The organism is Candidatus Limimorpha avicola, assembly GCF_056978975.1.
In genome coordinates, this window is the sequence record NZ_DBMCYK010000023.1 from 21679 (window position 1) to 44487 (window position 22809).

20 protein-coding genes and 1 tRNA gene are annotated in these 22809 nt (G+C 37.5%); 12 read left to right on the plus strand and 9 right to left on the minus strand.

Features of this window, described 5'->3' with window-relative positions; translation table 11 throughout:
• Positions 1-28: 28 nt before the first annotated feature.
• The gene (locus ACZOVS_RS09425) at positions 29-1519 is read right to left on the minus strand and encodes an OmpP1/FadL family transporter (protein ID WP_483996979.1); all 1491 of its coding nucleotides are present in this window, start codon (positions 1517-1519) and stop codon (positions 29-31) included.
• Positions 1520-1537: 18 nt separating this feature from the next.
• Positions 1538-2815, minus strand: a complete 1278-nt coding sequence (locus ACZOVS_RS09430) for a hypothetical protein (protein ID WP_483996980.1) — start codon at positions 2813-2815, stop codon at positions 1538-1540.
• Between the two features lie 86 nt (positions 2816-2901).
• Here ACZOVS_RS09430 and proS point away from each other — a divergent pair, with 86 nt between their 5' ends.
• Positions 2902-4374, plus strand: coding sequence for a proline--tRNA ligase (gene proS / locus ACZOVS_RS09435; protein ID WP_483996981.1), 1473 nt, complete (start codon positions 2902-2904; stop codon positions 4372-4374).
• Positions 4375-4519: 145 nt separating this feature from the next.
• Here the strand turns inward: proS and ACZOVS_RS09440 are convergent, their stop codons facing one another.
• Positions 4520-5257, minus strand: a complete 738-nt coding sequence (locus ACZOVS_RS09440) for a GIN domain-containing protein (protein ID WP_483996982.1) — start codon at positions 5255-5257, stop codon at positions 4520-4522.
• A gap of 2 nt (positions 5258-5259) precedes the next feature.
• Positions 5260-6408 (minus strand): acyloxyacyl hydrolase, encoded by a 1149-nt coding sequence (locus tag ACZOVS_RS09445; protein ID WP_483996983.1) that lies wholly within the window; start codon positions 6406-6408, stop codon positions 5260-5262.
• A 71-nt stretch (positions 6409-6479) separates the two neighbouring features.
• On the opposite strand from ACZOVS_RS09445, the gene mazG reads away from it, so the two are divergent.
• From mazG to ACZOVS_RS09465, 4 genes are all read left to right on the plus strand, one after another.
• Positions 6480-7274, plus strand: a complete 795-nt coding sequence (gene mazG / locus ACZOVS_RS09450; RefSeq protein ID WP_483996984.1) for a nucleoside triphosphate pyrophosphohydrolase — start codon at positions 6480-6482, stop codon at positions 7272-7274.
• A 10-nt stretch (positions 7275-7284) separates the two neighbouring features.
• On the plus strand, positions 7285-8085 hold the full coding sequence (locus ACZOVS_RS09455; RefSeq protein ID WP_483996985.1) for a phosphatase PAP2 family protein: 801 nt from the start codon (positions 7285-7287) through the stop codon (positions 8083-8085).
• A gap of 64 nt (positions 8086-8149) precedes the next feature.
• Complete coding sequence (locus ACZOVS_RS09460; protein WP_483996986.1) at positions 8150-8968, plus strand: phosphatidate cytidylyltransferase; 819 nt, start codon at positions 8150-8152, stop codon at positions 8966-8968.
• 4 nt (positions 8969-8972) lie between these two features.
• Positions 8973-9635: a phosphatidylserine decarboxylase family protein gene (locus ACZOVS_RS09465; protein WP_483996987.1), complete on the plus strand. Its 663-nt coding sequence runs from the start codon at positions 8973-8975 to the stop codon at positions 9633-9635.
• Between the two features lie 3 nt (positions 9636-9638).
• Here ACZOVS_RS09465 and ACZOVS_RS09470 read toward each other — a convergent pair whose 3' ends face one another.
• Positions 9639-10331: a YjjG family noncanonical pyrimidine nucleotidase gene (locus tag ACZOVS_RS09470; protein ID WP_483996988.1), complete on the minus strand. Its 693-nt coding sequence runs from the start codon at positions 10329-10331 to the stop codon at positions 9639-9641.
• Positions 10332-10527: 196 nt separating this feature from the next.
• Here ACZOVS_RS09470 and ACZOVS_RS09475 point away from each other — a divergent pair, with 196 nt between their 5' ends.
• Positions 10528-12348, plus strand: a complete 1821-nt coding sequence (locus ACZOVS_RS09475) for a T9SS type A sorting domain-containing protein (protein ID WP_483996989.1) — start codon at positions 10528-10530, stop codon at positions 12346-12348.
• Between the two features lie 313 nt (positions 12349-12661).
• On the opposite strand, the gene ACZOVS_RS09480 is transcribed toward ACZOVS_RS09475, so the two are convergent.
• A complete protein-coding gene (locus ACZOVS_RS09480) occupies positions 12662-13210 on the minus strand; it encodes a TrmH family RNA methyltransferase (protein ID WP_483996990.1) in 549 nt (182 codons plus the stop codon).
• A 4-nt stretch (positions 13211-13214) separates the two neighbouring features.
• Positions 13215-14159, minus strand: a complete 945-nt coding sequence (gene mnmL / locus ACZOVS_RS09485) for a tRNA modification radical SAM protein MnmL/YtqA (RefSeq protein WP_483996991.1) — start codon at positions 14157-14159, stop codon at positions 13215-13217.
• Positions 14160-14310: 151 nt separating this feature from the next.
• Between mnmL and ACZOVS_RS09490 the strand changes: the two genes are divergently transcribed.
• Positions 14311-15393: a DUF2027 domain-containing protein gene (locus tag ACZOVS_RS09490; protein ID WP_483996992.1), complete on the plus strand. Its 1083-nt coding sequence runs from the start codon at positions 14311-14313 to the stop codon at positions 15391-15393.
• A gap of 101 nt (positions 15394-15494) precedes the next feature.
• Here ACZOVS_RS09490 and ACZOVS_RS09495 read toward each other — a convergent pair.
• Positions 15495-15566 (minus strand) — tRNA-Arg (locus tag ACZOVS_RS09495).
• 115 nt (positions 15567-15681) lie between these two features.
• Complete coding sequence (locus ACZOVS_RS09500; RefSeq protein ID WP_483996993.1) at positions 15682-16674, minus strand: glucosaminidase domain-containing protein; 993 nt, start codon at positions 16672-16674, stop codon at positions 15682-15684.
• 156 nt (positions 16675-16830) lie between these two features.
• Between ACZOVS_RS09500 and rsmG the strand changes: the two genes are divergently transcribed.
• From rsmG to ACZOVS_RS09525, 5 genes are all read left to right on the plus strand, one after another.
• Positions 16831-17457 (plus strand): 16S rRNA (guanine(527)-N(7))-methyltransferase RsmG, encoded by a 627-nt coding sequence (gene rsmG / locus ACZOVS_RS09505; RefSeq protein WP_483996994.1) that lies wholly within the window; start codon positions 16831-16833, stop codon positions 17455-17457.
• A gap of 10 nt (positions 17458-17467) precedes the next feature.
• Entirely contained in the window at positions 17468-20269 is a 2802-nt protein-coding gene (locus ACZOVS_RS09510) for a M16 family metallopeptidase (protein ID WP_483996995.1), read from the plus strand.
• 27 nt (positions 20270-20296) lie between these two features.
• Positions 20297-21742 carry an MFS transporter gene (locus ACZOVS_RS09515; RefSeq protein WP_483996996.1) on the plus strand — a complete coding sequence of 482 codons (1446 nt, stop codon included), beginning with the start codon at positions 20297-20299 and terminating at the stop codon, positions 21740-21742.
• Between the two features lie 87 nt (positions 21743-21829).
• Positions 21830-22480: a SprT-like domain-containing protein gene (locus ACZOVS_RS09520; protein WP_483996998.1), complete on the plus strand. Its 651-nt coding sequence runs from the start codon at positions 21830-21832 to the stop codon at positions 22478-22480.
• Between the two features lie 148 nt (positions 22481-22628).
• Positions 22629-22769, plus strand: coding sequence for a hypothetical protein (locus ACZOVS_RS09525; protein WP_483996997.1), 141 nt, complete (start codon positions 22629-22631; stop codon positions 22767-22769).
• Positions 22770-22809: the final 40 nt, after the last annotated feature.

Sequence of the window (22809 nt, forward strand, 5' to 3'; positions counted from 1 at the left end):
TTTGTATTTTTTGACAGATATATATGTGTTAGAATAATCTGAACCGCATCGTTACTATGAAATTATTTACTAATGTGCTTTCTTTCACGTTGTTAGGAATAAGATTGCCTTGTTCGTCAATGATTGTGTAAGAAGTAAATGGTGAATAGAGGTAATATTCATTGTATTTTCCGGCGATAACGTATGCAACGTCAATGGTGAATAATCTGTATGTATAACCGAAACCTAACGAATATGAGTTATACGATAAAATATTTGATGACAACCCGTAAGGACTTCCATTATACGAATAACCGCCTCTTACACACCAATTTTGAAATCTCCATTCTGTACCTAACCTGAAATTACCGGTCAATGCCATGTTGTTGTCTATTGCATTGTTTAGATAACTGTAGTCATAATCATTACTGTTCATTACATGCATGTTCTTGTAATTGACGAGTTCATAGTCGGCTGTTATCATACCGAAGTTGCCGAATATAAATGCAGCGCTGAAATTATAGCGTTCCGGTGTCTTCATTATATATGAGTAGGTATTTGTTGGAGTATTGTAATTGTATTGTTCGTAATATTGTCCATTGTCAAAATACGATGTGGTCTCTGTCCTCCAGCTTTCGCTGATATTGTATATACTCGGGCTGTGGAATGCAAAACCGACGCGCAGCCATCTTAATGGATAAACAATCACACCGGCTTTGACATTGAATCCCCATCCAGTAGTAGATACTGATTCGTCCTGATACCATTCTCTGAAATCGTTGTCTGGGGTATCGTTTTCGTTAATCTCTCCGTAACTGGATGCTCTTTTACTGTATAGGTATGGCATGTTCAATGACAGACCGAAATATATTTTATCGTTGATGTTGGCACCATATGTAAGATTCCATTCATTGGTGCCGCCCCAAGTGTTGACTTCTCTGATTTGAGTGAGTCCTCCGACAGGAATTGGCGATGTGATACCGTCAGGAGTGAAATCCAAAAGATATGTCTGCCATAATGGATAGATATAACCGGGCGAGAATTGACTCAATTCATCGGCGTCGGTAATATGATAATCAATAAGTTCGTTGATGAAAGGGTCAACCAATGAGTTGTATCCATTATAAAAAGATGTATAAACTCTGTTGTTGAAGTTGTTGACTCGGTTCATACCAAAAGCCCATACGTCAGAATATGAAGAATGATTTCTTGCTGACAAGGTTGAGACATAACCTATGTTGTTGAAACTTATCTTGGATTTTGAATCCCATGAATCAGAGCCATTTATTTCTGTCTTGGTATAAGTGTTGTATAAACTTGGGGTTATGGTGAAAGTAGGTTTCCTGAACAATGCCACACCGGCAGGGTTGATGGCTATGGATGAGAAATCTTGTCCTACGGCACCCATGGCATTTCCCATTGCCATACTCTTTGCTGTTCCCTGATAGTTGGATGTCGAGATGTTGTAAATGTCAAGCACCCCCTGTCCTTTTAAGAACAAGGGTGCTATTAATATTGTCAATATCAAAAGTTTTTTCATAACTCAAAATAATAAATGTTATCTTCTGCCACCGCCAATACTGCCTCCCGAACGACCGCTTGATATGCTTCCACCCGAACGGGAGCCGCTTGATATTCCACTTGATGTACTGCGTGTTGAACTGCTTCTAATAGTTGAAGTGGATGAATTTCTTATACCGCTATTGTAGTTTCTTGTTGTAGTGTTGGACCTTATGCTGCTGTTGTTTGAAGGTGTTGATGTTGAGGAACGTACTGATGAGCGGTTATTGTTGAAATTATTCGAAGGACGTACATATTCTGAACTAGAACGTACCTGACGATTACTGCTCGCCGGAGTATAAGACTTACGTTCTATTGATGAAGAAATGCTGCTTGAGCTTCTATTGTATCTGTTTTGTGCATTGGAAACTCTTTCGCTTGCTGATGGTCTTGCACTCTCGACGTTGCTGATTCTTGTCGGTCTTGAGGTACTGACGGAAGAAGGCCTTGAAGCACTTATGGAAGAAGGTCTCGAAGCACTTGTCGAAGGTCTTGCACTGTTAACGCTGCTTTGTCTAGTGTTGCTAACCGTTGTAGGTCTGTTTGTTCCTGAAGACAGGCGTTCGCTGGTACGGGCAATACTTCCCAATGAGTTGGGGTAACCTGTTCTGTTGGTGACATGCAATCCTCCTCCGGAATAACCGCCGTTATAACCTCCACCGTAATGCGGACGGTTGTTGGCAACGGGCCATGAATACCAATAATGCGGATAATAAGGATAATAGAAACCGTAATATGGCCAATACCAGTCATAATAAAAGTTCCATGCCCACCATGAAGAATAAAAACCATAGTATGGATATCCGTAATAATAATATGGATAGTAGCCCCAATAAGGTGTACCTATGTAGATGTTTGTCGAACCACCACAATAGTAATCGCAATAGTCATCGTCGTAATAGCTGGTATTTGATGAAGCCTGTGTGCCGAATTTTCTTATTCTGTCAGCATAGTCTTCATCATAGTAAATCTCAGTAGTGGAGTAAACGACACCGGTGCTGTCAGTAATAGATTCTGTCTTTTCATAAACAGGGTCCGGTTTGATATTTGTATCATTATTGTCTTCTGTGTAGTAAGATTGATAATCGTATGCCTCGTTACTGTTTATGGCAGAAGTGTTAAAAGTGCCGTTAGTTGACGTAACCAAAGTGCTATTGTCACCGGATGTTTTGTCATAAGGTGAATAATAAGCATCATCGTATATTACATTATTGCTTGTAGAACAAGCAGTTAGCATAATGATGCCGGCAATTATTAAAAAAACTTTTCTTTTCATTGTGATACATTTTGGATGTTGTAAAATTAGTAAAAAAATAGTAATTTTGCAAGCAAAATAATACAAATTTTATACCAAAAAATATCATGGCAAAAGAAATAACTACAAGAAAAGAAAATTACTCGCAATGGTATAATGATTTGGTAACTAAAGCCGAGCTTGCCGAAAATTCTGCTGTCAGAGGTTGTATGGTTATCAAGCCTTATGGTTATGCGATATGGGAGTTCATGCACGATGCTCTTGACAAGATGTTTAAGGCTACCGGTCATGTCAATGCCTATTTCCCCTTATTCATCCCTAAAAGTTTTTTCAGCAGAGAGGCTTCTCATGTTGAGGGTTTTGCTAAAGAATGTGCGGTAGTGACACATTATCGTCTTAAGAAAAATCCAGACGGTCCCGGTGTTGTCGTGGATCCTGAGGCTAAACTTGAAGAGGAATTGATAGTAAGACCTACTTCTGAGACTATTATCTGGGATACTTATCGCAATTGGATTAAGAGTTATAGAGATCTCCCTATTCTTGTGAATCAATGGGCTAATGTGGTACGTTGGGAGATGCGTACTCGACTGTTCCTTCGTACAGCCGAGTTCTTATGGCAGGAAGGGCATACTGCTCATGCCACTAAAGAGGAAGCTATGGCAGAGGCAAGAAAAATGCTTGACGTTTATGCTGATTTTGCCGAGAATTATCTCGCTCTTCCGGTGATACGTGGTATCAAATCCGCCAATGAGCGTTTTGCCGGCGCAGTGGAGACTTTCTGTATTGAAGCCATGATGCAGGATGGCAAGGCATTGCAGGCTGGCACATCTCATTTCCTCGGACAGAATTTTGCTAAGGCTTTCGATGTCAAATTCTTGAGTAAAGAAAACAAATTGGAATATGTATGGGCAACTTCTTGGGGCGTATCTACTCGTCTGATGGGTGCTCTTATCATGGCTCATTCTGATGACAATGGTTTGGTGTTACCTCCTAAAATAGCTCCGATAGAGGTCGTTATTGTTCCTATTTATAAAACTGATGAACAGAGACAACAGGTGATGGACTATTGTTTAAGTATGAAACAACGTCTTGAAAATAAAGGTCTTCGTGTTAAATTCGATGACCGTGATACTCAGAAACCAGGATTCAAATTTGCTGAATGGGAAATGAAAGGCGTTCCTGTACGTCTTGCTGCCGGACCTCGTGATGTGGAAAATGCTACAGTGGAGCTCGCTCGTCGTGACACATTGGAGAAAAATGTCGTTTCGGAAGAGAATATGGAAAATCATATCATCGACTTGCTCGACGATATTCAAAATAACCTCTTTAAAAAGGCTCTTGAGTTCCGTCAATCCAATACTTTCAGAGTTGATACTTGGGACGAGTTTAAAGCTGTCATAGAAAATGGTGGCTTCGCTTATGCCCATTGGGATGGTACTACTGAAACTGAATTGAAAATCAAAGAGGAAACAAAGGCTACTTTGCGCTGTATCCCTCTTGATGATGACCTTGAAGATGGTAAATGTATCTACTCAGGTAATCCTTCGAAGAGAAGAGTGCTTTTTGCTAAAGCTTATTGATACTGTATGATATAACTATTGTTTGTTATTATTTGAAATGGCAGATTGTCAGATTCTTGATTTCGATGGTCTGCCATTTTTATGTTTAATGATGACACTAAACTGTATCGTTGAATCTCATTTAAAAATATTTCTATAGTATATATTAATAAGGTATAAGTTCTCCTTTTGCATTGAAAGATTTGTTTACGGAAATGCTATCAGGTGTACCGCGATAGTAAATATTTCCTATACTCATTATCTGGGCTGTCAATGTATTGATACAGTGAATATATGTCTCGTTGGGACTGTTTGATAAAACGTTGACATATCTTGCCTGTAAATCTCCGGCATCCAATATGCCGAAAGTCTTGTTCGTGATATATGCGTTGTCTGCATATCCGTCGATATTGATGACACAACTGCCATCGTCGAAGAACAATGTTACATCTTTATAATACAATTCAAGATCAATATTGCCACTCCCTTCATCGACAAAAAGATAAAAATTATTGTTGCAGTCTATCAATGGTTTATTGCATTTTAAATCTCCAACTGATTCATAATGAATATAATACAGTTTTTTTAGATAAATTGTGGCATTGACAGGAGAATCATAGTCCCTTAACCAATTGCACAAGTTGTTGTTTTTTATTATGAGAGTGTCGTTGTTGACTTCTGATGTAATGTTTTTAATCAAATTCTTACCTGCTGAGATTTCTATCATGAAAGTATCGCAAGGCATTATTGTGACATTTACATTATTGAATAATTTTAATTTGGAAAAATGTTCGAGTTGTCTGACTTCTGTTGTCATCTCGCCTGTTGACAAAGGAACACGTTTACACGATGTAAATTGCAACAGAATGATAAGGATAAATGATATTATTGTTATTTGCTTCATAATCAGTTAATTTTAAAACCCAAACCAAAACCTATGTAATCTGCCCTTGCAAAGTGCGTCGTCAGACCTATACATGCAAACAGATGTTTGGAAATATTTTGTTTGAGACTGAGTTTTTGATATATCTTTCCTCCGTCCATTTCTTTTCCTGTAATATGGTAACCCATATTAATGATAAAAGACGTGTTGTCCATCATTAATTCGTATGCAATATTGATGCCTGTTTTAATTAATTGAAAATCATTAGAATATGATATTCCATCGTAAAGAAGTGCAGTTTTGTCGGAAGTATCGTATGCCACATCTAATCCGACACCTATTTTGTTAAGTCTGCTGATTTGTTTGAAAATATTGACATAAAGATTATAAACTGAGAACGTCTTGTTGTAGCCGATACATTCGTCTATATCTTTGAAACTGTATGAAAATCCGAAATAATAAGACATTGTTTTGAGATTCCATTTTTTATATTGTTTATTGTCAGATAATCTTTTTGGAATATATTCTTGTGGTTCATTGATAAGACAAGCTGCCGACAATCCGCATTGTGCCATGTTGATGCCATTGTTCGGACAGCGAGAGGACCCGTTGGAAAAATGTGTAAGTCCGATGAATGCTGCTATGTCGTAACGTTTGGCTATGCGTCGGCGGTATTCCAAACTTAAAGAAATGGCTGCGTTGAAATGAGAACCTATGGAGGTGTTTTGGAAATTTTCGTGTCTGTCGTATTTTTTTGTGAGATATCCTAATCCTACGCCGAAACGGAAACTGACGGTGTTGATTTTGCTTTTGTTAAACGGAAAATTAATGAAAGGATATAAAGCTACAGCCTGTCCTATGACATCGGTGTTTCCTAAACTTGAATAATATGCTGTAATACCTATGATTGGATAGTTGAAATATGCCTGCCAATCTTTTTTTCCGTATGTGGCTTGCTGAAAACTCAGTTCGAATGAAGGAAAACGAGCTGGAAATCTTGTCATCTCCAAATGATGATGAATGAAAAATCCGTAATTTGTACGCAACTCTATTTGAAAGTTGTTGGATTTTTTGCTGTCTTCTTGTGCTACAGATACTTGTGTGCTACAGATAAGTATTGATAGTAATGACAGAATGAGTACTTTTTTATTTGTTTGTACAATGTTTTTCATTTTACAAATGTATGATTTTTTTTATGATTAAAGATGTAAATAATGTAATTTTGCATGATAAAATAAGTGATATGGATAAAAAGTTGGATTCATTCAGGAGATTGCTTGAAATAATGGACGAGTTACGCAAAGGCTGTCCTTGGGACAGGAAACAAACAATAGACAGCCTTAGACATCTTACCATTGAGGAGACTTTCGAGTTGAGCGAAGCAATTATAGCTTCGGATTATGATGATGTGAAAAAAGAACTCGGGGATTTGATAATGCATATAGTGTTTTATTCCAAGATAGCAGAAGAAAGACAACTGTTTGACATTTCCGATGTTTTGGATGGTATATGCGAAAAACTTATCATAAGACATCCGCATATTTTTGGAGATGTGGTAGTTAAAAATGCTGATGATGTTTCTAATAACTGGGAGAAGATAAAATTGCAGAAAGAGGGAACGAAGAGTGTACTTGCCGGCGTGCCTAACGGGTTGCCGTCATTGTTAAAGGCTTATCGTATGCAGGAGAAGGCTGCCGGTGTGGGATTCGACTGGAATAATGTCACTGATGTATGGGCTAAGGTGAAAGAAGAGATGCAAGAGCTTGTATATGAGGTGGATAATGATTCTGAGAAAGATAAGATAGAAGAAGAATTCGGCGACTTGATATTCGCTCTTGTCAATTATGCAAGATTTATTCATGTCAATCCCGAAGATGCTCTCGAACGTGCCAATAAGAAGTTTAAAAACCGTTTTACTTATATTGAAGACAAGGCTCGTGAACATGGTCGTTCTCTTCTTAACATGACTCTCGATGAGATGGAAGAGGATTGGGACGAGGCTAAATCATTGGAGAAAAAAGATGATATAATCGGATAAGAAAGTCGTCATGAGAAAATGGATATTACTGTTGATGTCAGTTTTGTTGCCCAGTATTGTTATGGCGCAGAAATGCGATGTGCTGTTAAGCAAGAAGTATCTTAAAGATTCATGGCATTGTGGCTTGTCGGTGGTATCTCAGCCGGCACGTTATGATTGGAAAGACTGGGTTGTTACAGCCGGTGTTTTGACAGCAACAGGATTGTCGTTTGCCTTTGATGATGAAATAAACGATATCATTAAATCAAGTTGCAGTGAAAATTTTCAGTCGATTTCTGGAGGTTTTGGAATATTGGGAGAAGAGTATGTGTTGTTTCCATTAGCTTTTGGCATGTATGCCATCAGTGCCATCAACAAAGATTGTCGGTTGAGGACAGCATCTTTAGCAGTCATACAGACGTTGATATTTACTGAGGTGGCTGTCGCCGGTGTTAAGGTGCTTTCATGTAGGGCTCGTCCGGATGAAGGCGTAGGCTCTATGCAATGGAATGGTCCTTTTTCAGACTTGTCAAGTACATCTTTTGTGTCGGGGCATGCAGCAAGAGCTTTTGCCGTGGCAGCGACAGTGTCAGGTATATATAATAATAAGGTGTGGGTTGGTGTGACAGCTTATTCCTTGGCAACATTAGTGTCGTGTCAACGTCTTGTAGCTATGAAACACTGGACATCGGATGTGTTATTTGGCGCTGCCTTGGGCTATTTTATTGGAAGAGGAGTGGCTAAATTTAATAATAGATTAAAAAATATTGATAATCTTACAGTTATACCGTTTTCTGATGGCTATGGCATTGGAGTGGCATTGAAATTTTGATAATGTGATGGTTTGAATTTCATAAATTGATTTTTTTTTTGTTACTTTGCACAAAATTAGCATGATGAACGAGCTTTGTAAAAGGACTGTATTCGGAGCTGTTTTTGTAATAATAGTGTTAGGGAGTGTGTTGTTGCATGCTTGGGCATTTTTTATTGTTATGGCTTTTGTTGTCATTAAGGGGGCATTGGAGATGACAGGGTTGTTGCCTCATGGTGAATCTTCAGTATGCAAAATGTCTTCAGTAACATTGGCTTTTGTGTCGTATCTTTTCATGACTGCGATGGCCTGGCATATTATATCTTTTAAATATGCAGTATTTGCTATAGTGTTGTTGCTCGTTACATTTATTATTGCTTTGTTTTCTGCAAAGGATAAATTTATTAATATAGCAAGCAACAATTGGGCTTCTGTCTTGTTTGTCGCCTTGCCTTCAGGATTGTTGATGTTTCTGCATAATGGCATTGTTGACGTTGTAGATAATAACATTCTGATAATTGTTATTTTTTCATTGATATGGATCAATGATATTTTTGCGTATCTGACAGGTATTATGATTGGGAGACATAAGTTGTTTCCCCGTATATCGCCCAAGAAGACGATAGAAGGCAGTGTCGGAGGATTGTTGTTTACTGTGGCGGCGGCTTATTTTGTCAATAGGTATCTTTTGCAATTATTGCCTGATATTGTGATGATTGGCATGGCAGTTGTAATTGTTGTGTTCGGCAGTTTGGGTGATTTGTGCGAATCGATGCTCAAACGCGAGGCGGGTGTTAAGGATTCAGGCAGTTTAATACCGGGTCATGGAGGTATATTGGATAGATTCGATGCTACCTTTATGGCTGTACCATTCTTGTTTGTTTATTTAATGATAATTATGTAATATTATGTATATTCATAAAAAGGGTTATGGTATTATTTTTACCGTCATATTGTTGGCTGTGTTTGCAATATTGCTGATAAATTGGTTGTGTTCTCCTTTTTTATGGCTGAATCTGCTGTTGACAGCTGTTTTTACCGGGTTTGTGATTTGGACAGTGTTGTTTTTCAGAGTGCCTACGAAAAGAATTGTCACCAAAGAGGATAATGCTGTAGTGTCTGCTGCCGATGGTACCGTGGTGGTGATAGAAGAGACAGATGAGAATGAGTACTTTCATGATAAAAGAATACAGGTGTCGGTTTTTATGTCTGCTTATGATGTGCATGTGAATTGGTTTCCTATGGATGGTGTAGTTACTTATCATCGTTATCATCCGGGTAAGAAGATGTTCGCCATCAATCCTAAGTCTTCTGAGTTTAACGAACGTAATACTTTTGTTGTCAAAGACGATAAGGGGCGGGAAGTGCTGTTCCGTCAGATTGCAGGTGTCATGGCACGTCGTATTGTATGGCATGCCAAGGTGGGAACTGTCGCCGAGGTGGGGAAAGAGTTCGGTATGATACGTTTTGGCAGTAGGGTGGATTTCTTCTTGCCTTTGGATGCAGAGATAAATGTAAAACTTTTTGATGTCGTCAGAGGACAAATGTCGGTGCTCGCATATCTTAAATGATAATTACAGAATATTGTTTATGGATAATAGATCGTCTATCTCATAATCGACGTCTTCATCATGCAGCAAATGTTTTTTGTTGAAATAAATCTGAGACATCCCTATCGATTTGGCAGGTAATATGTCTATTTCCAAGTCATCACCGATCATAATGCTTTCATTTGTTTTTGCGGATACTTTGTTGAGAGCATGATAAAAAAGTCTTGTATCCGGCTTTTTGATGTTTATTTCTTCCGATACTGTCATGCTGTCAATGTAGTCTTCAATACCGGAATCGTGTATCTTTATCTTTTGTACATCTGCAAAGCCGTTGGTGATAAGATGAATATGGTAATGTTGTTTTAGATGGTCGAGAACATCTATTGCGCCGTTTACGAGGGCAACATTGTGTGGAGCGTATGTGGTATAATATTCTCCCATATCGTGGGAAAGACGGATGTCATTAATGCCGAAATCGGCAAGTGGCAAACGAAATCTTTCCGTTTTTAGAAATGACTTGTCAATAAGACCTTTACGGTATAAATCCCATAAGTCGTCATTGTATCCCATATAAACATGATGAAATTGTTCTGCATTGGGAATACCGGATTCTTTGAGTTTGAACTCATTGTAAAGTTGTCGAAAGGTTATCATGGAACTGCAGTCGAAATCCCATAAGGTGTTGTCCAAATCGAAAAATATATGCTTGATAGCCATTGCTAAATATTTTTAATGCAAAATTAAAAATTATTATGAAGACTTTAAATCTTCAAAATCAAAAAACGTTGTAAATGCCCGCATTAATAATAAGGTGTAAAAAATATAAAAAAAATGTACAAAATGATACATGGATTAAAAAAAAAGTATAAATTTGCAAGCAGTTAATATTTGTAGTAATTAATTTTTTAATCTTATGAAAAAAGTAAGTTTACTCTCAATGATGTTTGCTGCCATTTTTTTATGCAGCAACGTATTTGCACAGGAGTTCAGCTTTAACTTTGACGATGCACAATCAGGAGATAAAGTAGCTGAAACCTATGGCGAGCCTTGGACAACATGGTCGATGAACCCGGGTTCTGCAGAAGATGGTGTTATTAGCAATGAACAAGCCGGTTCCGGCAGTAACTCTCTTAAATTGGAATATGGAAATGACCAAGTCGTATTGTTCGGTGGAAAAGAAACAGGTTCTTATTCAATAGAATTCGATCTGTATGTTCCGGAAGGCAAGAATGCCTATTTCAATTTGTTACACAATTTTAACGGTACTAACAGTACGTGGGGAGCTCAGATTTATTTCCACTTGACAAATGATGGTCAGAATTCTACACCTGCTCCGGGACAAGGTATGATCCATGCTGCTGCTAATTCAGCTGCAACTTTTACATGTGTCTATGATGAATGGATGCATATAGAAGTACTTGTCGATACCGATAATGACCAGGCAACTTTCAAAATCAATGATGAAGAGATTCATACATGGGTATGGAGTTGGGACAGCTTCGGCGAAGCTCAAGTCGGACGTAAACTCGATGCAATGAATTTCTTCCCACCTGAGGATGCTGCAACGTCAACATACTATGTTGACAATGTCACATTCACAAATGTGGGCGGAGATACATTCCCGATAATGAACGTTGACGTTGATGAAATAGCAATGGACATTGAACCTGATGAATATATAACAACAGAATTCAACATTACTAATGAAGGTACAAGTATCGGTGACTGGGTTGCATGGGTTGACTATGGTGCAGGTGCCGGCGGTTCATCTCAACAGGTTATTCATTATGATGGAGACCCTCAATCAGGTGTTGGCTTTACATCAAATGATCCTTTGATTGAGGTAGGTGCTATGTTCTCTGCTTCATCGTATGCAGGTGCTGTAATGGGTATGGATATCGTAAGTATGCAATATTATGCAATGGTTACTGAAAATACTCAGACTATTGGTTTTACCGGAGACCTTACATTCCGTATTTATGAACAAGGATTATATGATAGTCCTGGTGAACTTCTTGCAGAGAAAGTTCTTCCGGCAGCTCAGATTATTGAAGGTGACTGGAATACTGTTACTTTCGATACACCTATACCGTTGACAGGTTATGACGTATGGGCTACTGTTGAATATCAGCAGGCTCCAGGTGGTTATCCTATCTCAATGGACGGCATGACTCCTGTTCCTTATGGTGATATGTATCGTATAAATAATGGTGCTTGGTCATCACTTAATGAAGGTGCTTCAAGTACCTATGGCAACCATAATATTCGTGTGACTTGCCAAGGTTCAGTGGTTCCTGGTACATGGGCATCAATGGATAAGAGAGCTGGTTCTATTTCGGCAGGTCAACAGGAAACTGTTACATTGAGTTTGAACTCAATAGCTATGGAAATTGGTACTTACAATGCAAATGTATATATCAAGACCAATGATACTGACAATCCGGAAATCATTATCCCTGTGACAATGAATATCAATGGTGTTGCAGTTGATGAAAATGCAGCTAACCAATATAATATCTATCCTAATCCGACAATGTCTGTTGTTAAGATAGAAGGTGATAATATCAACTGCGTGGCTATTTACAATTCTGTAGGTCAATTGGTTAATGTTGTTAGAATGGACAATGCTTCTAATGAAATCAACATGAGTCAATATGGCGCCGGCGTTTATTTCTTCAATATTGTAAATAATGAAGGTAATAGTTCTGTACAAAGAGTAGTCGTTTCAGAATAATGATAATTTTTGTAAATTAATAAATAAGGCTGATGTTATGTCAGCCTTATTTTTTTATATTGTTGTTCGCTAAAAGTCTTTCTGTGGAATATTTATATAGATATAATTACTTGAGACACTAATGTTATTTTATGAACATATTGTAGAGACGCCATAATATAGCGTTTCTACATATATATTGAACTTAATTTGAATATATTAAATTATTGTAAATATGTTGATTATCAGTATAAAAATATAAACCCAATACTTGATTTTTATGTATATGAGTTTAGTTTTCATGAATAATTAGAGCTAAGAATTACAGTTATTGTTATTTTGTGGTGTTAAGAATGTCATCTTTTAATTTAGTAAGCATTTGTCTTTGCCATTCAAATAAAACCACTGCTGTTGCATGACTAACGTTGAGCGAGCGGGTGGGACCTGGTACGGGAATATAAACCACCATGTCGCATTGTTCCAGTATCTCTTCTCTAATGCCGTGACTCTCATTGCCGGCAACAAAGGCTACATCCTCAGGCAATTCACATTCGTATAGATTTTGGGCATTGTCTGCAGTTTCTATGGCAACTATTTTCTTTCCGTCCGGTATAATCTTTTTTAAATCGTTTTCTTCAGTGAAGTACCATCTGATGTTATCTTTGCTGCTTGCTGCTGTCTTGCGTACTCTGCTGATGTGATTGGTTGGACAGATGCCTAAGAAACATATTTCCGAAGCCCCTATGTTATCTGATAATCGTATCATGGAACCCATATTGTCAGGGGTTAAAAGATGGTCGGCTATGATGAAAGGCCTTTTTATTCTGTCAAAAATGGACTCCGGACTTGAGTCTTTGAAAAGAGTGTTGGATTTTATATACATAATGTCATTGTTTCGTTGGTTCGTATAGTCTTCCCTGAAATGTGTTCCGTGTTGTCATGGCATTTTCTATTAATGACAGCACTCTGTCATAACGCAGGTTTATCCAAGGAGTAGTGACAAGATAACGAGGCGGTACTTCCCCGGCAAATCTTTCTATTATAAAATCCGGATTTAGCCGTTCGACAAAACTTATGATGAACTCGATATATTCATCAATTGTAAATAGTTGAAAATCATCTGGATTATTGATATATTCCAAGGCAAGTGGAGTGTCTTTGAAGATTTGCAGCTGATGGAGTTTTATCGTTGTGAGAGGTAACGATGATATGATATGAGCGGCATTGAGCATCATCTCTCTTGTTTCTCCGGGCAATCCGAATATTAAATGCCCTCCGCATGGAATGCCATAACGGTGTGTTTTTTCTATTGTTTTTTGAGTGACAGCATAGTCGTGACCTCTGTTGATACGTTTCAATGTGGTATCATAAACTGACTCTATGCCGTATTCTATCATGACATAATGATGTTTTTGTATTTCAGATAGCATAGTGAGTTTTTCATCATCTATGCAATCGGGACGTGTGCCTATCACTATGCCGTCAATACTCTCATGGAATAATGCTTCATTATATATATTAAACAGTTCGTCAACAGACTTGTAAGTGTTGCTGTATGGTTGAAAATAAGCAAGATATGCTTTGGCACGACGATATCTTTTTTTATGGAACTCAATACCCTCTTCAATTTGTTGTACTATCGGTTTTGTTTTGTTGCAATAAGAAGGGTTGAAAGCATCGTTACGACAAAAAGAACAGCCTTCTGTACTTATTTTACCATCACGGTTGGGGCAGTTAAACCCGGCATCTATGCTGATTTTCTGTGCCCTTCCTCCAAAAATATTCTCAAAATAAGAGTTGTAACTGTTATATCTTCTTCTTTCGCTGTACATGTTATTGTCATTTGCGATGCAAAGATATAGCTTTATGGCGAGAATTGCAATTGTGAAATGTTGAGTAGAATCAATGGAAAATCGTCATTAATGTCGATGTTCAGTAATGCCGTTTCTTGAAAATATGTAATTTTGCAAAAAATATGTTTATATGGAAAAATTTAAGGTTGGAGATAAGGTTAACTTTCTGAATGATAAAGGAGGAGGTGTTATTACTAAGATTATAGATACAAGAATGGCAGAGGTGTCTATTGAAGAAGGTTTTAACATTCCGTGTCTAATGAGTGAACTTGTTTTGGATTATCGTTCGCAACCGGATTATCGGCAGGAAAATGTCGATAAAACACAGAAAGAAATTCAGGAAAAGCAGATTGTTGAGACGGAGATGTCTGATTCTGCACGCAGGACTGCTATCCGTCGTCATGGCAGGAATGCTGAAGAAGAGGGTTTGTATCTCGCTTTTGTCCCTCAGGATCAACAATGGATATTGACAGGTGTACTCGATATTTTTATTGTGAACAATACTCCTGCAGATGTGCTCTATTCATTCAATATCAAGGAAAAAGGTAAATTATCCAACGTGGATTACGGAAGTATTGAGCCTTTTTCCAAAGTTTTGATAGAGACTATATCACGTGATGATATAGAATATTGGTGTAATGGTCTCGTTCAGATGGTGTTGTGTCAGGATGATATCGATTTTGTGTATCATCCCTTACATGCACCTTTTTCGTTCAGGGTAAACAGATTCTTTAAGGAAGGCAGTTATGTGGAATCCGGTGTTTTGGGGGAGAAAACAGTAATGATATGCCTCTCTACCCTTGTTGCGTTGAAAGGTTCTGAGGACGATTTCGTCGCAAGACTTAAAGAGGGTAAAGATATTACTGTGGTGCCACAAGAACTGAAAAAAACAAAGGCTGCAATAGACAAACATCAGACAGCACCAGGCGAGGCAGTGGTGGACCTTCATATCGGCGAACTTGTCGATAACATTCTCGGCATGTCGAGTAATGATATTTTCAGGGTGCAGATTAATTATTTCAAACAGATGTTGGAGAGTGCTATCGCCAATGATTATGATAAGGTGACGTTTATTCATGGCGTTGGTAACGGCGTTTTGAAAAATGCTATAGTGGAGGAGTTGAAGAATTATCACAATACGTCAAACAAAATGGCTTCAGTGTTGAAATTCGGTGTCGGTGCTATTGATGTAACTATAAAATCAAATGAGTAATTTTATCGTAAAACTTTGATTAATAGGATAATAAATATTTAATTTTATATTTTATGATAAATGTTGCGCGTCAAATTTTTATTTTGATGCGCAACATTTTGTGATCCCGCCGGGACTCGAACCCGGACCGAAGGAACCGGAATCCTTAATTCTATCCATTAGACTACGGGACCAAAGAAAATGCAAAGATAATGTTTTTTTACTTATAGAAAACATCGCTCTGAAATAATGTCACTATCATTTAATTTCTGTGTGTTGAAAATGATGTGACACTATTTGTAATAAATATTATCTTAATCTTATCTCTTGTCCAATGCTCAATATTGAATTTTCATCTAAATTATTCATTTTAAATAATTTATTTAATTTAATGGCGTATGTTCTCGACACATGAGATAATGTCTCTCCCTGTTTGATGGTATGTGAATAGTATCCTTTGGCAGCTTTGTTTTTTTTGTGTTCAATATAAATAATCTCATTGTCTTTCAATACTCTCCGTTTGCCAAGGTCGTTATATTTAATGATTTGATAGTCATATATGCCTAACATTTCCGCTACATAAAAAACGTCTTCTCCTTCTTTGCCGTAAATGAATTTTACGTTGTTGTTGCTACGTATGTATCTGCCGTCTGAAGTCTTGCCGACAATTTCAAATTCAGAAGGAGGTGCGGAGAATTTGTTTTCTTTTTTTACTTTTGTTTTTACCTTACTTTGAAAAGAAACATTGTTGGATTTGTTTTTTGTGTCATTTTTTATCTTTTCCTTGACTTTTTTCGAATCGAATTTTCCTTTTATCACCATTTGGTCATATTGAGTCAAGTCATAATTTTCTATGAGATTTATCAAGACATTGGCGTATGCGGGAAATGTGGCGTAACCTGCTTTTTTTAGACCTTTTGCCCAACCTTTGTAGTCGGTGATTTTAAGTTCGAAAAGGAAAGCATAACGTGTGCCTTCAGCGAGAAATTTGGAATGGTCGCGATAGGATTCGGAGGCATTGTTATATACTCTGAAACATTCGTTGGGAGCATCGTCGGTTTTATACATTCTTTTACCTTTCCAGTCGTTGTGGCATTTTATTCCGAAATGATTGTTTCCTTTACGTGCAAGTTCGCTTGTGCCTCGTCCTGATTCCAAAATGCCTTGCGCCAACGTGATGGATGCCGGTATTTTGTATTCCTGCATCTCCAACATGGCAAAATCTTTATATTTTTCTATGTAATCGAGTACAGCCTTCTCTCTGTTTTGTCCTATAAGACAAAAATGAGTGGTTAACAACAATATACAAAATGTTATTTTGAACTGCACCTTCATTACTGATAAAAATCGTGTAAAAATAACAAATTAACGCATATTGTAAATAAATATTTCATTATTTGATGTATCAATACATGAAATTTTTTCTATTTTTGCAATTAATATCAAGATGTATGGCCTATGGATTATCTGATGATAAAGCGATATTTCCCGGAGTTGACTGAGGCGCAAATGTTGAAATATGAACAACTTGCACCTATATATGAAGATTGGAACAGCAAAATAAACCTTATATCGCGTAAAGACATGGATGCCTTTTATGAACATCATGTGTTGCATTCCTTGACTATTGCAAAATATTTCGATTTGCTGCCGGGAATGAAAGTCATGGATGTCGGTACGGGCGGTGGTTTTCCGGGTATCCCTTTGGCTATCATGTTTCCTCAAACTTCTTTTCTTCTTGTTGACAGCATAGGTAAAAAGATAAAGGTGGTGCAGGATGTGGCTCAACGTCTTGAACTTGATAATGTGGTGGCAGTACAGGAAAGAGCAGAAAAAATAAAAGATAAATTCGATGTTATTGTAAGTCGTGCTGTAACCGATCTCCCGAGTTTTATGAAATGGGTTAACAATAAATTGAGAATAACCAACGATATTGAGGCAGGTGGCGTGTTGTATCTTAAAGGCGGTGATGTCGATGCCGAACTTAAAGATGTTCCGAAAAATTGGAAAAGAAAGAAAATTCCTGTCTCACGATGGTTCGAGGAATCTTATTTTGAAGAGAAATATATTATTCATTTATATTAAATTTATCAATATGAAAAAGTTGTTTTTATTTGTTTTGATGACATGTTTTGCTGCCAATATGTATGCACAGCAAGTCATGCCGCTTCAAAGAGACCCCAACGTTAGATTTGGAGTCCTTGACAATGGACTGACGTATTATCTGCGTCACAATGAGAAACCTTCACAAAGAGCTGATTTCTATATCGCTCAAAAGGTCGGTTCTGTTCTTGAAGAAGAAAATCAGCGTGGTTTAGCCCACTTCCTTGAACACATGGCTTTTAATGGAACAGAGAATCTGCCCGGCCAGATGCTGAGAGATTATCTCCAAGACAATGGAGTGAAGTTTGGCGAGAATCTTAATGCAGGTACCGGCATAGACCAGACAGTATATATGGTGACTAATGTTCCGACAACAAATCCGGGTCTCGTGGATACTTGCCTTCTTATTTTACATGACTGGTCGAGTTTTATTTCTTTGGATGAAAGTGAGATAGATAAAGAACGTGGCGTCATACTCGAAGAACTGCGTACTACTGATAATGCCCAGCAACGTACTATGGAAAAGATGCTCGAAGATATTTATCCTAACAGTCCTTATGCCAATCGTCTCCCGGGAGGTCTTCCTGAAGTGGTGGCGAATTTTGAATATCAGACTTTGAGAGATTATTATCATAAATGGTATCGTCCGGATTTACAGAGCATTATTGTTGTAGGTGATATTGACGTCGATGCTATGGAAAATCGTATTGTCGAGATGTTCTCCGATATCAAGGCTCCTGTCAATCCGGCTGAACGTCCGTTCTTTTATATAGAAGATAATGTAGAACCGTTGGTGTCTATATGCACTGACCCGGAGTTGACAAATTATCAGATTCAGGTTATGTATAAACATGATGCTTTCCCTGATTCATTGAAAAATGATGCCAACTATTTGGTGTTTGACTATATGATTTCATTGATTGGAGACATGTTCAATAATCGTATCAATGAGATAATACAAAAGGCTAATCCTCCTTTTGTTTATGCTTATGGATATTATGGTGATTTTTATGTCTCTCCTACTAAAGATGCTTGGAATCTTTTTGCCATGCCAAAGGATAGCGATGGAATAGATGAGGCTCTTACAGCCATTGTCGAAGAAAGCAATCGTATGTGTCAATATGGATTTACAGCATCTGAATATGAGAGAGCTAAGGCTGACTACCTTGAAAAGTTGGAACGCAGGTACGAAGAAAGAAATAATACAGAAAATAGAGTTTATGTAAATCAGTGTCTTAACAATTTTTTGGAAAATGAACCTATGATGGGGATTGAACAGGAATATGCTTTTATGCAACAGATAGTTCCCAATATGCCTTTGGAGGTTATTAATATGGTCGTCAAAGAATTTATTCCTGAGAATAATCTCGTTTTGACATTGGTTGCTCCTGAAAAAGAGGGTGAAGTGATACCAACTAAGGAAGAATTCCTGAATATGTATAATGAAGCTTTCAACAAAGCTGTCGAACCATATTTTGAAGAGGTTTATGATGGTCCTATGGTAGAGAATATGCCTAAACCCGGCAAGATAAAAAAAGAAATTGAGATGCCTGAGTTTGGTGCTACTGCATTGATACTAAATAATGGCGTTAAGGTTATTTATAAACAGACCAATTTTAAAGATGCTGAAATAGTGATGTCTGCCTATAGTGTCGGCGGTATTTCAGCAGTAAAGGATGATGATTATACTACATTGAAAGAGGTGTCCAATATTATAGATCTTGGTGGTGTTGGCAACTTCAGCGCTGTTGACCTTCCAAAAGTACTTGCCGGAAAGTCTGTCTCTGTGACTCCCGAAATAAATTATTATTCTGAAGGATTTAGCGGAACATGTACTCCTAAGGATTTGGAGACAATGATGCAACTGGTATATCTGTATTTTACACAGCCACGTGCTGATGAAGAGGCTTTCAACTCCTATATTCAACGGTCAAAGTCATTGTTGAAAAATCTTGAACTTAATCCAATGGTGACTTTCTCTGACTCTATTACTTCGCTGTTGTACGACAATAATCCTCTCGCCACAAGACTTAAAATGGATGATTATGATAATATTGACTATGCTAAGGCAATGGAAATCTATAAAGACCGCTTCGCAGACCCCAATAACTTCGTGTTTACTTTTGTAGGCAATTTGGATGTTGAGACATTTAAACCTCTTGTGGAACAGTATTTGGGTTCATTGAAGAAAATGAAACGTAAAGAGACTTGGCAAGACGTGGGTCTTGGTTTTACTCCTAAGGATAAGGTTATACATTATAAGAAACAAATGGAGAATCCCAAAACTACAGTTTATCTCGTCTATAATGGAGAGATGGATTATAACTTTGAGAATATGGTTTATATGAGTGTGCTTTCCGATATCCTTGACATAGTTTATACAAGATCTATTCGTGAAGAAGAAGGAGGTACTTACGGCGTTGGTGTACAAGGTACTGTGATAAACCGTCCGGACGACAGTTTCTATCTTTTGATTGCTTTCGATACTAATGATGATGTATATGCAAAATTAGTGGATATCGCTAAGTCTGAACTTGAAAACATCGCTAATAACGGACCTTTACAGGAAGACCTTTCAAAAGTTTTGGAAAATAAACTGAAGAAAAGGGCAGAACTCCTTGAAGATAACAATTTCTGGGATCAGGCTATCATGAATTACGAAAATGATAAAATTAATATTATTGAGAATTATGAGGAGATTATCAAGAGCATTAATGTTCAGACAATAGCTGATTTTACTAAAAATGTCATAAACAAATATCAAAAAGAGATAATACAAAGACCTGAGAAATAAAAATTAATAACTTTAACTAATAAAAGTATGGTAGAAAAAATGCAAAAGCTCATGAATGACAGTTTTGTCGCAAGATGGGCAGCTTTGATTCTCATTGCATTGATGATGTTTTTCGCATATATGTTCGTCGATGTAATGTCTCCTTTGCAGACGTTGATAGAATCCAAGAGAGGCTGGTCGCCGAATACATTCGGCACCTATGCCGCTTCGGAGTATTTTCTTAACGTATGCGGTTTCTTGATTCTTGCCGGTATAATCCTCGACAAATGTGGAGTGCGTTTTACCGGGACATTGTCTGCATCGTTGATGGTTGCAGGTGCGTGTATCAAATACATCGGTATTACTGAATGGTTCCAGGGTACAGGCTTTAATGCTTGGCTCAATTCCTGGTGGATCGCTCTTCCGGGAAGTGCTAAGATGGCGTCGTTGGGATTCATGATTTTCGGTTGTGGCTGCGAAATGGCAGGTATTACAGTGTCTAAGGCTATTGCCAAATGGTTTAAAGGTAAGGAAATGGCTCTCGCTATGGGGGTTGAGATGGCTATTGCCCGTCTTGGCGTATTTGCAGTGTTGTCATTGTCTCCTTTCCTCGCAAAAGGTGGTTCTGTTGTGGCTCCTGTGGCTTTCTGTACTGTTCTGCTTCTCATTGGCTTGATTAATTTTATCGTTTTCTCGGTGATGGATTCCAAGTTTGATAAACAGCTTGGTGCAATGAGAGACGATGCTCCGTCTGATGAGTTCAAAGTGAGTGATATAGGTGCAATATTCTCAAGCAAGATGTTCTGGATTATTGCTCTTCTTTGTGTTCTTTATTATTCTGCAATATTCCCGTTCCAGAGATATGCAACCAACTATCTGGAATGTACTTTGCAAATCCCAACTCAGAATGCAGCTAACCTGTTCAGATGGTTCCCTATCCTTGCTATGGTGCTGACACCTTTCCTTGGTTCATTCATCGATTATAAGGGCAAAGGAGGCTCTATGCTTATGTATGGCGCTTTGATTATGATTGTTTGTCATCTTTCATTCGCATTTATATTGCCTGTTTATCCGAAACAATGGTTTGCGTTCTTGATAATAGTAGTACTCGGAGTGTCATTCTCACTTGTTCCGGCAGCATTGTGGCCGAGTGTACCTAAAGTCATAGAACCTAAAATTCTTGGTAGTGCTTATTCCCTCATCTTTTGGATTCAGAATATAGGTCTTTGTTTCGTACCTAAAATTATAGGTAATGTACTTAATTCTTCAAATCCTGGTATCGCCGATGCACGTTCTGCAGCAGCAGAAATGATATCTAATGGCACTCTCAATGCTGATGTGTTATACACCCAACCGGAATATCTCTATAATTATACGACATGTATGGTGATATTCTCATCTTTTGGTGTATTGGCATTTTTACTCGGTATTTGGCTCAAGATTGAAGATAAAAGAAAAGGCTATGGTCTTGAATTGCCTAATGTTGTAAAATAATCATAACGTTTTTATTAAAAAGGCTGACTCAGGTCGGCCTTTTTTTGTAATGAAAATATAATGAGACCAACTATTCAATATGTGAAAATGAAATTTGATGAGTTTAACATCTTGTTGTTCGATGGGATGTTGCCTTCAATATCTTTTGTTATAACAGATTCTGTAAGCTATGGCGGCCTTTTTGTCTGTAAAAAAAGTAGAGATGCTTCAGGTAATTGGAGTATTTGCGATTTGCAGATTCGTATCAGCAAGCGTTTTGATCTGCCGGAAAAGGATTTGGAAGATATTATCATTCATGAGATGATACATTATTATATCTTCTATAAAAAAATAAAAGATAATTCCAAACATGGCCGGGTCTTTACTCAAAAAATGAAGGAGATAAATGATAAATTTAATCGTAATGTTAAGATTTCAACGACTTACAGTAAGGAAATTTTTGATGGCGATACGCGTATGAGATTGCATTATTTATGTGTCTCTGAACTTCAAGATGGAAGATGTGGCGTTACCGTAACGGCAAAGTCAAGAATATTTGATATTTGGAATACTTTGCCGGAGTTGTTTCAATTGAAAAAATATACATGGTATGCTTCATTCAATTCTTATTTCAATAGATTTCCAAAAGTTCAAAAACCAAAAATATATTTGGTGGATAAAAAAGAATTGATGGATAATCTGGAAAATGCTGTAGAATTGGAACGTAAAATGAATGTCATAGAACCGAAAAAATTATAAGACTTCATTATGTTGAAATGAGTGATCAATGTGAAATCTGAGTGATATTACGAAATATCTTGGTGAAAATTTTGTACTTTATTAATAAGGTATAAAACAAGTAACAGGGGGAGAAAAAGGGAAGTTGTGAAAAGAGGAAAGATGGGAAGTGGGAAAAAGGAGTAGAAATGATGTAAAAAAAGGAGAAGAAAAGAGGAGGAAGGGGGCAGGAAGAGGCAAAAACGGGGATAGGAGTGAGGGTAGAGTAAGGTATAAAGTAGTGATAATCAATAGGGATAAAAATAAATAAAAAAAAGTTTAAAAAAGTGTTGTAGAGAAAGAAAAAAGGT